This is a genomic window from Wolbachia endosymbiont (group A) of Nomada flava (assembly GCF_964027055.1).
Taxonomy (GTDB): Bacteria; Pseudomonadota; Alphaproteobacteria; order Rickettsiales; family Anaplasmataceae; genus Wolbachia; species Wolbachia pipientis.
In genome coordinates this window covers 1,004,137-1,016,628 of sequence record NZ_OZ034725.1, presented here as the reverse complement: position 1 = coordinate 1,016,628, position 12,492 = coordinate 1,004,137, and the positions used below count along the sequence as shown (strand labels likewise).

Here is a 12,492-nt window from a genome sequence, read left to right as displayed (position 1 = left end):
ATAGTAACTGCTATAAAGTACAGGAATTATGTAGGATTTTCTGCTAGTGGCTACTATAAGTGGACCACAAGAAAAATAAGCAGTAGAGAATCAGCAAATAAAGAGCTACTCGCAGCTATTCAAAAAATATATCAAGTTTCTAAATGTAGATATGGAGCTCCTAAAATTCATGCTGAATTGAAGGCTTTGGGTAAAAGTTGCAATTTGAAAACGGTGCAAAGTATTATGCAGAAAAATGACATCAGGGCTATACTGAGAAGAAAGTTTAAAATTAAAAAACAACAAACAGATAATAGAGCTGTAGCTCCCAATATACTAGATCAAAACTTTATTGTTGATCAACCAAATAAAGTATGGGATTACTTACATCAAAACCAAGGAGGGATGGCTATATTTGGCAGCAATAATTCTCACGTATGGTAGTTAATGAGTAGTGCAATAAATAAACAATTGGTTATGAACTCTTTATTAATGGCCATTAATAGGCGTAAACCTGTTAAAAATCTACTGCTGCACAGTGACCAAGGTTCACAATATACTGCGCAAGGGTATCAATATCTCTTAGCTGTAAAGAATATAGATGAGTAATAAAGGCTGTTGTTACGACAATTCTGTTGCAGAAAGCTTCTTTAGCTCATTGAAAAGAGAAATACTTATTGATACTTCACAACACTCTGCTCAACAAACTAGAACTGCAATATTTGAATACATAGAAATTTTTTATAACAAACAACGTCACTATTAACTATTGCATTCCAGAACAATTTGATGCATCATTCTTTTTGTAAAAAACATTCAAAACTTTCTCTCCACTTTTTCTGGGTAAGGTCAGAAAGGGTTTGGTTGGAAGAAGTGGAGTAGCGAATGGATATACAAAACGCTGGGTCTATATTTAGACTACAGAATAAGGTATTACAAACCGAAAGCATCACCAGCACAATATGTTATAAACTTTGGTAAAGAATCTGCTAGGAAAGCGTAGTGCGGATGCTGCGTTTGACGAGGCGGGAGCTGGAAACGTTAACATGGGAATTTGGATTGAGGCCTATTGTGAAAACAATGGATCAGCCACCAAACCCTAAAGTAGGCGCGCCAGTTCTCGACCCTACATATTTTTTTGAAGGTTAAATCCAGCTTAGGGTCGAGAAACTTAGATAAAGCCATAGTAAAAATACTGAGAAAAGATTAATAATTATACACACAAATATTCAATCTTTTTTGATATTCGTTCAAGTGTGGCAGAAGAACTTATTCAAATAAAGTAGGTAGTAAAATATAAACATTTTATAAAGTGAAAAATGGACTTTTCAGGCCACTGCTGACTCAATACCCAGTCAATATCCTTTCCACCAGTTCTTTTACTGCCGGTACGTAGCCATTCTCATAAAATGGATCTTGCTTAAATTTGTACACATTGTGCCCGGAAAACATGAGTTCGTTCTCAATATCACCATCGTGTATAACGTTTTGCAGTGTTTTTTGTATGCAAAAACTACGCGGATCTGGCTTTCGTCCTGTTGAATGGTCACCATGATCTTTCCAATTGCTAAATAAACAATGGCTCAAACATCCCATACAATTGATTTGATCTTCTCTTATTTGTTTAAATTTATCTGGCGTCACAAAAATAACAGTTGAATCTGGGGTTTTCATTGCTTCTGTGTACCCTGCTTTAGTCCATGTATTTGCCAGTTCTTTGTCTTTTGCAGTAAGGTAGATCTTTCTACCTCTGCTACCCATTGCAAATTCATTATTAAATTCTTCGCTAGCATTTTCTGAAAACTTTATTTGACGTGAATTCCGTTCCTGCAACTCACGTATGAAGTTATTTTTTACTGCAGATGAGTAAAACCCTGTTGGACTGAATTTATTTAAAAATACATCACCTTCTTCTAAAGTGAGTAGCTTCTTTTTCCACTCTGCAGAAATTGGGCTTTCTTTCGTCAAAAGTGGACGAGTGCCAAACTGAAAAGCTATTGGTCCAATTTGCAGATTGTCAAACCAATGTTCCCAATCTTTCAAATGCCACACTCCTCCTGCCATAACAATTGGTGTTTCTGAAAGACCGATCTCGTTCATGAAAGATCTAAGCTCTGCAACTCTTTCAAATGGAGCCTGTGGTAGCTCTGGGTCTTCACTGTTACTGAGTCCATTGTGCCCTCCAGCAAGCCATGGATCTTCATACACTACTCCACCAAGCAAATAGGAAGATATTTTTTGGTAAGTACGTTTCCATAATGCTTTAAAAGCACGCACCGATGAGATAATAGGGTAATAATAAACCTGATATTTAGCTGCAATTTCTCCAAGCCTATAAGGCATACCAGCACCGCAGGTAATACCATGAACTAAGCCTTTTGCTTTTTCTAATATGCCATGAAGCACGCGTTCTGCTGCCCCCATTTCCCAAAGCACATTCATATGTACTCTTCCACGGCCTTTTGATATTTCATTTGCTATTCTTGCCTGACTAATTCCAGCTTTAATACTATACTCAATCAATTCACTGTGTTTTTCATTTCTTGTTTTGCCTTTGTAAATCAGCGGCACTAACTCACCATTATCATCAATAAGCTTAGCATTTGCACCAGAGAACGTACCCACAGCATCTGCTGCAGCAAATGCTCCGCTTGACCTTCCATCACTAATTGCAATGCCTTTACCACCTTCGATGATTGGCCACACTTCCTTTCCTGAAATTACTATCTTTTTTATCTTATTTTTCAAAACTTCCTCGCAATCTTTCACTCTATTTTACTTAATTACTAAAAAAATGATAGCTGTTTATTTTTTCTTGTATCATCAGAGCCTCTGCATAGCCAAATTTGGGTTTTTAGTAGACACAGCAGCTACTGTAAATATAGTTTCAAAAGAAGTTAATGCATTTTGCTATATGATTATAGGTCTAACAGGCGGAATTGGGGTAGGAAAGAGCTTTGTAACTAATTGCTTTCAAGAGTTTGGTGCTGCTGTATTTGATGCTGATTCTGTTGTACACCAACTTTATAGAGTGGATAAAAGCATAATAAGTTATGCAGAGAAAAATTTTCCTGGAGTGGTGGCAAATGGTGAAATAGATAGAACAGTACTGTCTAAATATTTCTTAGCCTACGATGAAAACTGGAAACAATTTCAATCTTTGGTTCACTCTGCTGTGCTGCGTGAATTAGAATTTTTTATTGCTAAGGAAAAAAAGATCGATAGAAAGCTTTTAGTTTTAGATGTGCCGCTTCTATTAGAAACAAAATTTTATTTATATTGCAACCTTATTGTTTTCGTCCATGCAGATAGCGTTGTGCAAGCTCAAAGACTTAACGAACGCAACATAGATAAAGAAAAGCTAAATTTAATCTTCAATGTTCAGTTATCTATTGAGGAGAAAAGGAAGATGAGTGACTTTATTATCGATACCAGTGTAAGCAAAGAGTATGTTTTTTCTCAAGTAAAAAAAATAGTGGATTCATTAAACCTAAACACGTAGCTTTACGTCATACCGTCACTTGGCCGTTAACAAGCAGCGGGATGACGGTTGTCAGGGTGTCATCCTAAGTTGACACTGGTTCACTCTATAATGGTGTCATCCCAGTGCTTGACACTGGGATCCAGGAAAGTTTGCTTGTAAACTAGCACGGAAAGTGGTTATAATGCTTTCGATGAGATTATATGGAAAACTGGATTCCAGTGTCAAGCACTGGAATGACATCCTTTTTTGGTCCTCTAAGTAGCCTCCTTCTCCTGTCATCCAAGTAGCCCCCTATGGTGTCATCCCAGTGCCCAGACACTGGGATCTAGCTTTTTGGTAATTTTATCGAAAATGTTTGCTCGTTTACAATCAATTTTCCTGGATCGAAGTAGTCAAGGCACTGGGATGACACCCTACTTAACCGTCATACCGCTGCGGTATCTCTTAGCCACTAACACGTAGCGGGATGACGATTGTCGATAAATCTAAGTTACTTTAGCAACAGTTATTCTCCACTAAATTACTCTGAATTTTGGTTATATTATTTGCGGATTTCACTGCTGAAATCTCAAATTTTGAGCTTGTGTTCAAAAATGATTCAACTGACCTGCCAAAAAAATCATATCTCCATCCCTTGAATAATTTATCTGTCTGTCCAGATATTGACCCGGTTAACTCATCTTTTGAAGAAACTAATTTCCTTGATATGTTACTTTCTTTACATTTACTATCTAAAATAATTGAGAGTATATCAAGTACAGATTTGTCATAATTACTCGATAAGGTGTTGTTTTGCTGCATCCAATTTCTCTCATTTTCATTAAAAATATTCACAAACTCTAGTAAATCCGCATCTTTTATATTTTTTGTATTCCTCTTGAGATCATCTAAAATCTCATCAACATGCTCTACATTTTTTTCAATAAAATCAGCTATTACAGCATTATTGATTATTTTATTACGGTTCATATTATAGCGCTGTGCTAAGGTTTCTTGCCACTCACTAACTGCTTTAACAGTTAGTATCAATCTTGGATTTACTTCATAATTAAATTTAATCCTCTTCCATGCATCTTTTGGGCTATGTAAATACTTATTTATATCAACTATTGATTCCATCTCTTCTTGAAACCAACCCATCCTATTATTTTCTTCAAGTTTATTGCACAATATTTGGTATAGGTCATATAGGTGTACCACGTCGTTTACTGCATAATCTAACTGATCTTCGGACAACGGACGCCTTAACCAATCTGAATTTTTAGCTTTAATTTTATCCAGTGCTATTCCTTGATATTGCTCCACTACTTTTGAGTAACCAATAAAGTCATGATAATAATGACAAAACATAGCAGCAACTTGGGTATCAAAAATGGGAGTGGGAATACATTTAAACACAGTGAGTAAGGATTCTATATCCTGCCGGCAGCTATGAAACACTTTGGTTATCCCCTGATTTAGCATTATTTTCTTAATGAATGATAAATCAATTTCTGGCACTAATGCGTCTACAATAAAACTCTTCTCTCCGTAAGAAATTTGAATTAACGATAATTTTGGGTAGTAGATTAAATTATTTCTAATGAACTCCGTGTCAACTGCTATAAATTTTGGCTTTTTTGCTATCAACCCCTCACATATGTCCTCCAGCTCCGACGTTGTATTAATTAACATATGTTTTTTATTCAGTGGTTCTACTTTACCACTTATATTAAATTTTTGCAATTAATGACTTCTTGCAGAACTTTCTATCACTCATTGGCATCACACAAATAGCCTTTTCCATCCCAATCCCAGTGCTTCCTTCTCCTGTCATCCCAGTGCCCTGACTACTTGGATCTAGCAAGCTTTGCTTGCAAATAAGTCTAATACGCGTCGCGTTTTATGCCAAAACACAATTGGAGTTACATGCAAAATAGATCCCAGACTGGGATGACAGCAGTCCTACGTCATACCGCCGCGGTATCTCTAGATCCCGCTGCGGGATGACGATTGTCGTTTAGCTATAAATATTAAGAAATTTACCAAATAAAAAAAAAGGCAAAAGAAGCCCTGGGGTTATTATCCGCTTTAAAATATTGGCGTTTTTTATGTTTTAAACGCTTGACAAGCAAGATTAAGCTGCTTTTAATTGCAACTAACTTACGCTGCAAATATTTAAGAAATTTACTAAGCAGAAAAAAAGACAAAGAACCCCCGAGTTAGCTAGTCTTTTACTATCTCTGTCGAGTATTGGCATTTTTTGATGTCTTGTAACGCTTTATAAGCGCGTTCAGCTTATTTAGATAAAAATCTAGATGTAGATGAAGTTTTGTAAAGACATACAGTATCTATGTACTGCAAAAAATTGAACATAAGACGCCGATACATTAAGTAATCCTTACCTTTTAATCTGCAGATTGGCGAAAGCAAATACAATAGCTTCACTATCATGATAAGGGCGCTGGCGAAGGGTGTCAAGTAAGTTTTTTCGTTTCTATAGCTACTACCACGATTGTATAGGTAATTCTTCACTTATAATAATGATTCAAGCCTTCAGCTCCTCAAACACTTCACTTGCTCTATTTAAAACAGAATCAGGAAAACCAGCAAGTTTTGCTACATGTATTCCATATGACTCATCTGCAATGCCTTCAATTACTTCATGTAGAAAAATAACCTCTCCGTTCCACTCTCTTATTTTTACACAAAAACATTTCGCGTTCTTCAAGTATTTGCTTACTTTAGTTAATTCATGATAATGAGTTGCAAAAATGGCGCGGCACTTATTTACATTGTGAATATGTTCAATCACCGCCTGTGCAATAGATAATCCATCATACACCCCTGTGCCCCTACCAATTTCATCAAGTATCACCAAGGAACGGTCCGTTGCCTGATTTACTATCGTTGCTGTTTCGATCATCTCTACCATGAAGGTAGAATAACCAGCTGTTATATTATCCGTTGCGCCAACCCTGCTGAATATCTTGTCAATCACTCCAATATGTGCACTCTCTGCTGGCACAAATGACCCCATGTGAGCTAAAATTGCAATGAGAGCGTTTTGCCTCAAGAAAGTGCTTTTTCCAGCCATATTAGGACCAGTAATTAGATGTATACCAGCTAAATTGATGCTATTTGCAATGAATTTATCGTTAACTTCAACCACTGGATGTCTTCCGCTACAGATATTGAACTCTTTGCTGTCATCAATAATGGGTTTTACGTAATTATTTTGCACTGCAAGCTCTGCAAATGCGGTTCTAATATCAAGTTTTGCCAAAGCATTTGCAGCAAGAGCAATTTTTTCAGATTCTTTAGCGACTTCACTACACAGTTCACTAAAAATTTTCATTTCTAAGCCGATTGCAGCATCACGTGCCGTAAGAATTTTATTTTCTAGTTCTTTCAATTCATTAGTAGTGTAGCGCATGCTATTTGCTAAGCTTTGCCTATGAATAAATATATCCGAAGTTATTTTGTGATTTGCCGACACTTCAACGTAATAACCAAGTATGTTGTTGTGTAATATTTTGAGTGCGGCAATGCCAGTTAGGTCGCGATAAGATTCACGGAGCTTAGTTACCAACTTGTTACTGTTGTTCAATATATAAGATAACTCAGATAATTCTGAGTTGTATTTTGAGTGAATAAATCCTCCTTCTTTCACGGAACTGAGGTTATTATCAAGTATAGCACTATTTAGCAGTTCAAATAGGTCTTTATGATTGCCAAGGCTTTTATGTATTGTGCTTAGCTCACTCTCGTCTGATTTTACTGTCATTCCAGCGCGTGACGCTGGCTGGATCCCAGTTTGGATGACATATTGTTGTGGGAGAGATCCATTTTCACCTGATTCAATTTTACATAAGAACTCAGACAACTCTAAAGTTTTTCCTAGGCCTATTTTTAATAGGTTCATATCCTTTGGTGAACCACGCCCTAGTATTAAGCGCGATAAAGACCTCTCAATATCTGGAATGTTAGATAATATCTCTCGTATTTTTTTGCGTGAATCATGATTATTTACAAAAAATTGAGCGGTGCTGAGCCTTAGGTTAATTGCCTTAGAACAAGCAAGTGGTGAAGCAAGCATTTGTTTTAACAGGCGTCCACCAGAGGCTGTAACTGTGTGATCAATAACTGAAATTAGTGAACCTTTCTTTTCACCAAATTGAGTTGAAAATAACTCAAGATTTCTCCTTGCTGAAGCATCAATAAGCATGAAATTTTGTTGCTTATAGGTTTTTGGGAATTCAAGCCTTGGAATAGAGCCCCTTTGTGTTACTCTGACATATTCAAGCAGTGCACCGCACGCCATGATTTCTACTTTGCTGAAATTTCCTATACTCCCAAGTTCCCTGATTTTATAAAACTCGCATAACGTTCTGTGAGATTTACTATACTCAAAAAAGCTCTGTGCGTGTTGCGTAATTGATATTTTATAGTTTTTTAAAATCGATCTAATTTTTTCGTCCTCAGTGAATTTTTCAGAAATTAATAATTCTCTTGGTGATATACGCAATAAATCACTATCTAGAGCTTTCAAACTCGTTAAAGTGTGAAAAAATTTTCCCGTTGATAATTCAAGCCAACTAATAGCATATTCGTCATTTTGTTCAACTATGGATGCAAGATAATTATTGCTTTTATCCTCCAGTAGTGAATCTTCTATAATTGTACCTGGAGTTACAACTCGCACTACATCACGTTTTACTATGGATTTATAGCCCCTCTTTTTTGCTTCATCAGCAGTTTCTAATTGGTCACAGATTGCTACTTTGAATCCTAAATCTACTAGCTTGTGTAGGTAAGATTCACTACTGTGTGCTGGCACTCCACACATTGGTATTTCTTGCCCATTGGAATTGCCTCTCTTGGTTAGCACTATATTCAGCAATTTCGCAGCTTTAATAGCATCATCGAAAAACAACTCATAAAAATCTCCTAGCCTATAAAATAGCAGATGATCCTTGTATTGAGCTTTCAGGTTCAAATACTGCTCCATCACAGGGGTGTTTTTTTCTTTTACGAAGCTCATAATGTTTTTTAATATATTGTATTGATAAACGTTATTATAGATTATATTGCACATGTGAATAACATAAATTTTAAATAGGTGTATAGAGGGGAAAATTTAAAACAATTAAATTTCTTGGATCCAAGTAGTCAGGACACTTGGATGATATAAAGAGTAGGAGTATTCGATGACAAAAAAGCAAAAAATGCAATTGTCATTCCAGCGCGTGACGCTGGAATCCAGAATGTCCTAATTACAAAGTTTATTATTTAGTTTGAAAAATACTATAGCTTTTTCTGTAGCTAAGCTGACCTAGATTTACCAACAATTTGAAAAACCGTCATTCCGCTACTAGTTAGCGGAATCTATACCGCGCATAGCTGTACGAACATTCATTTTTGAAGGTAAATTGCACAGCAAATGGTGTCATTCCAGTGCTTGACACTGGAATCCAGCTTCTATGCAACCTCATCAAAAACATTCATTTAGTGTAAGATCAGCTACTTTCCATGCTAGTTTACAAGCAAACTTTTCTGGATCCCAGTGTCAAGCACTGGGATGACATCATAGGGGCGCTGGGATGACACCCTCCTTGTGTGTATTATAGCTAAAGTGACTTACGACAATTTGAAAAACGACACATTCGTCATTCCGCTACTAGTTAGCGGAATCTATACCGCGAATGAATCGCGGTATGACGTGTTGCTTGGGTCAGCTATATGTAAGTTGTGGCCCTTCTTTATTATTTTTATTAGCGGCAGTTGTATCATCAACAGATATTTCAGAGCTAACAGTGCTAATAGTTTTTTCTATCGCTTTAGCCTGTTCATAGTCTTGACTCAAAAAATACATGGCCAGCCCAACAGCTATACTAGCAACAAGAACAGATGCTATCATTACACCTAGTATCATACCACCAGAAAGACTTACTGCAACATACACACCAGCTCCAAGTACAACACCAAGAAAACCACCAATCATTATGCCAGGCACCAAACTGCCTACCATAGCGCTTTCTTTTTTCGTATTAGAGGTTGTCCGGAAACAAGTAAATTCAAGCATATTCCCTCTTTAACATAACCCTACTCATAGCTAGGTATATGAAATTCTCAGTGGATGTTGTGAGTAAATCATACTCCTTCGATAGCCTTCTATTCCTATTAACCCAAGCAAAAGTCCTTTCTACAACCCATCTTCTTGGCTGTACTTTAAACCCTTGTTCTCTTGTTGGTAGTAGCTCAGGTGGCGTATCTTTGTGCACCCAAAATCTACATGGAGGCCTTTTAACAATTTCAATATCTATGTCATATTCTTCCTTTATGTGATTCTTTAAATTTCTTCCTTGGTATCCCATGTCAGCCCACATTTTTTTAACTTTAGTATATTTTGTTCTCATATTGTTTAATGCTATTTTAATACCATCTCTATCATTTTCGTTAGCAGCGCCTACGTAACAACCTAGTATAAAACCCTGAGTGTCTGTAATTATATGCCTTTTTCTACCCTTTACTTTTTTACTTCCATCATAGCCTTTGATCCCCCCTTTTCTGTAGTCTTTACAGATTGACTATCTACTATACAGGCACTCGGCTGCTCATTCCTTCCTATTTTTCTTCTACTATATTTCATAATTCATTTTCTCAAAAATTCCCTGCTTCTTCCATTGCCTGAACTGCTCATACACAGTCTTCCATAGCGGAAAATCATTTGGTAAATACCGCCATTGACACCCTGTACGCAATACATAGAAAATTGCTTCTAATATTTCTCTTTTGCTATACTTTGGCGGCCTTCCTCCTTTCTTGTATGATACTCTGAAGTGTTTTTCTATTCTTGCCCATTCCCTTTCGCTTAGATCTGTTGGATACTTTTTTCTCATCTTTACCCCGTACTAAAATTTCAGATATTATAGCCTTTTACTTGTTTCCGGACAACCTCTTAGCTTGTTTTTTCATACTTTTAATAAGCACTTCTTTTGTTTTTCCTTGAGCTAAATCTAAAGGAACTTTATTATCCGCGTTTTGTATCAAAGGATTTGCACTATATGTAACAAGAAGGGTGGTTATTTCTTCAGTTTTATTACCTATAACTGCATGATGTAGTAATGTATTTCCCTCTTCATCTTTAAAGTTTATATGAGTACGAAATTCTTCATCTAGATTTCTTATTGGGTTGTTTTTTGCATATATCCCAGATTGTATTGCTCTATCTAAGCATTGTATCACTTGTTCTAGTGATTGCTCGCCAGGATTTTGTATAAAATGAAGCAGAATTTCGTGTACTATCGCTTCCTTTGTAGTTTGTAGGCATCGTAAAGCATAATTAAATGTCTGTGTAGTGATAACGTCTTCTTTTCTTTTTTTAAGAACAACCCTTAAATCTTCAATCGCCTTTTCACCATCTTTTATTCCAAGAATTATTGAATCCAAATTATTTATCATGCTATCCTCCTTGGTTTGATTGCATTACTCATTAATAAATAGTATAATAAATCCTGCTAAAAGTCAAGCAATTAATTAATAAGTTAATACAATCCTCCAAAAGGAGCTCCTTACTTTTTGTTCAGCATGTCCATTGGATCAGACTCTTTAAGCTTGCTGTTTGCTGAATTTATTCATCACAATAGCTACAATGTGCTATCGAAGTTCTCTGTAATCTTAGTTGGTTCTTCTAGAATATTCAAAATATCAGTTGCACAATAAACCCGATCTCTCTTTCCTTGAGAAGTTTGTGAAACGATGCCTAAATCTTCAAGCTTTACGATTGCTCTTTGGGCTGTTGTAAATACGATACCTAAGTTTTCAACCACTTTCCTTATAGTAAAGTAAGGGTTTAAAGACTATTAACTAAATCATTGTCCCATTCAAATTTTGGTGGCAAGGGGCTTGGTATAAATGCCTGATAACCAGCGAATACTTTGCCTGATGGTGATCCTTTAATATACATTCATTCAACCTAGCACACTATTTTTATAGTATATATTATTTTCAAATAAAGTCAAAAATGAAAATAAGGCTTTATCTTATTTGCGTGCATGAAAATAAGAAGCTCTCTTATTATTGATTTTGCTCAAAAACGAAAATAGAAGAAGCTGCTGAACTTTATATATCCTGTTTTTCTGGAGAACTGCTATAAAACTTCTGAGTGAAGTCACTTAATTTTTACACATCTATTGTAGAGTAAGAAGAACCGAATTTGAAACAAAAATGCTAACTGATGCTTGGACTTTACTGACACTTACACTACTTGAAACTATACTTAGTGTAGACAATTTAATCTTTATTTCTCTAGCAATAGATAAGGTACCAAATGTGCTGAGAGAAAGAGTGCGCCTTATGGGCCTTGGATTAGCGCTATTAATGCGTTTTGTAATACTATTTTTTACATCATCTATATTGTCAATGCAAAAACCTATATTTCACACTGCATCAGCAAGGGATTTACTTATGATCGCAGGGGGATTATTCCTTATTGTTAAAAGCTCTATGGAGTTACGGGATGACATCTTTGTATGTAAGAAAAATAAAAAGAAAGCAAACGTTAAATCAAAATTTTTTTTAGTTGTGCTACAAATTATATTAATAGATTTAGTTTTTTCGGTTGATTCGATATTAACTGCTATAGCACTAACTTATAACATGGTAATAATTGCTACAGCATTTACATTTTCCATGCTAGCAATGCTGTTTTTATCAAGTTATACCGCCCAGTTAATCAAATCTAACCCAGGGTTAAAAATAATCGCCATTTTATTTATTTTACTTGTCGGTGTGTACCTCATACTTCATGGATTTCATATAGAATTACCAAAAGGATATTTGTATTCTTCATTTATGTTTGCACTGCTTGTGGAAGTTATGAGCAAAATAAAGAAAATTAACCGTCATACCGTGATTCATTCGCGGTATCTCAGCCGCTAACAAGCAGCGGGATGACAGCAGTCCTACGTCATACTGCTGCGGATAGATCCCGCTAACACGTAGCGGGATGACGAGGTTATCGTCATGTTGCCGCGAACCGTCATACC

14 protein-coding genes and 1 pseudogene are annotated in these 12,492 nt (G+C 36.0%); 5 read left to right on the top strand and 10 right to left on the bottom strand.

What is annotated here, in order from left to right; genetic code table 11:
• From AAGD70_RS05320 to AAGD70_RS05310, 3 genes are read left to right on the top strand one after another with little or no spacing between them, the layout of a single operon-like run.
• Positions 1-423 carry an IS3 family transposase gene (locus tag AAGD70_RS05320; RefSeq protein WP_156518115.1) on the top strand — a complete coding sequence of 141 codons (423 nt, stop codon included), beginning with the start codon at positions 1-3 and terminating at the stop codon, positions 421-423.
• A gap of 3 nt (positions 424-426) precedes the next feature.
• Positions 427-588 (top strand): DDE-type integrase/transposase/recombinase, encoded by a 162-nt coding sequence (locus tag AAGD70_RS05315; protein ID WP_010082071.1) that lies wholly within the window; start codon positions 427-429, stop codon positions 586-588.
• Positions 581-745, top strand: a complete 165-nt coding sequence (locus AAGD70_RS05310) for an IS3 family transposase (protein ID WP_010082072.1) — start codon at positions 581-583, stop codon at positions 743-745. The genes AAGD70_RS05315 and AAGD70_RS05310 overlap by 8 nt, the downstream gene beginning before the upstream one ends.
• Before the next feature lie 578 nt (positions 746-1,323).
• Here the strand turns inward: AAGD70_RS05310 and AAGD70_RS05305 are convergent.
• The gene (locus AAGD70_RS05305) at positions 1,324-2,727 is read right to left on the bottom strand and encodes an NAD(P)H-dependent flavin oxidoreductase (RefSeq protein ID WP_065095028.1); all 1,404 of its coding nucleotides are present in this window, start codon (positions 2,725-2,727) and stop codon (positions 1,324-1,326) included.
• Between the two features lie 166 nt (positions 2,728-2,893).
• On the opposite strand from AAGD70_RS05305, the gene coaE reads away from it, so the two are divergent.
• The gene (gene coaE, locus AAGD70_RS05300; RefSeq protein WP_065095029.1) at positions 2,894-3,481 is read left to right on the top strand and encodes a dephospho-CoA kinase; all 588 of its coding nucleotides are present in this window, start codon (positions 2,894-2,896) and stop codon (positions 3,479-3,481) included.
• A gap of 96 nt (positions 3,482-3,577) precedes the next feature.
• Here the strand turns inward: coaE and AAGD70_RS05295 are convergent, their stop codons facing one another.
• The 9 genes and pseudogenes from AAGD70_RS05295 to AAGD70_RS05255 all read right to left on the bottom strand — a co-directional run bounded on the left by AAGD70_RS05295 (position 3,578) and on the right by AAGD70_RS05255 (position 11,274).
• A complete protein-coding gene (locus tag AAGD70_RS05295; RefSeq protein WP_156517981.1) occupies positions 3,578-3,742 on the bottom strand; it encodes a hypothetical protein in 165 nt (54 codons plus the stop codon).
• Positions 3,743-3,958: 216 nt separating this feature from the next.
• A complete protein-coding gene (locus AAGD70_RS05290) occupies positions 3,959-5,137 on the bottom strand; it encodes a ribonuclease D (protein WP_006279667.1) in 1,179 nt (392 codons plus the stop codon).
• A 37-nt stretch (positions 5,138-5,174) separates the two neighbouring features.
• Entirely contained in the window at positions 5,175-5,309 is a 135-nt protein-coding gene (locus AAGD70_RS05285; RefSeq protein ID WP_010962423.1) for a hypothetical protein, read from the bottom strand.
• A 681-nt stretch (positions 5,310-5,990) separates the two neighbouring features.
• Positions 5,991-8,486, bottom strand: coding sequence for a DNA mismatch repair protein MutS (mutS, locus tag AAGD70_RS05280; protein ID WP_065095027.1), 2,496 nt, complete (start codon positions 8,484-8,486; stop codon positions 5,991-5,993).
• Positions 8,487-8,820: 334 nt separating this feature from the next.
• Positions 8,821-8,946, bottom strand: coding sequence for a hypothetical protein (locus AAGD70_RS05275; RefSeq protein ID WP_281173549.1), 126 nt, complete (start codon positions 8,944-8,946; stop codon positions 8,821-8,823).
• Positions 8,947-9,176: 230 nt separating this feature from the next.
• Entirely contained in the window at positions 9,177-9,527 is a 351-nt protein-coding gene (locus AAGD70_RS05270; protein ID WP_245611093.1) for a hypothetical protein, read from the bottom strand.
• Positions 9,520-10,344, bottom strand: a pseudogene (locus AAGD70_RS05265) (IS5-like element ISWpi1 family transposase). The gene AAGD70_RS05270 and the pseudogene AAGD70_RS05265 overlap by 8 nt, the downstream one beginning before the upstream one ends.
• Positions 10,345-10,381: 37 nt before the next feature.
• On the bottom strand, positions 10,382-10,906 hold the full coding sequence (locus AAGD70_RS05260) for an ankyrin repeat domain-containing protein (protein WP_245611090.1): 525 nt from the start codon (positions 10,904-10,906) through the stop codon (positions 10,382-10,384).
• 185 nt (positions 10,907-11,091) lie between these two features.
• Positions 11,092-11,274, bottom strand: a complete 183-nt coding sequence (locus AAGD70_RS05255; protein ID WP_065095137.1) for a hypothetical protein — start codon at positions 11,272-11,274, stop codon at positions 11,092-11,094.
• 397 nt (positions 11,275-11,671) lie between these two features.
• On the opposite strand from AAGD70_RS05255, the gene AAGD70_RS05250 reads away from it, so the two are divergent.
• The gene (locus tag AAGD70_RS05250) at positions 11,672-12,385 is read left to right on the top strand and encodes a TerC family protein (protein WP_065095136.1); all 714 of its coding nucleotides are present in this window, start codon (positions 11,672-11,674) and stop codon (positions 12,383-12,385) included.
• Positions 12,386-12,492 lie beyond the last annotated feature (107 nt).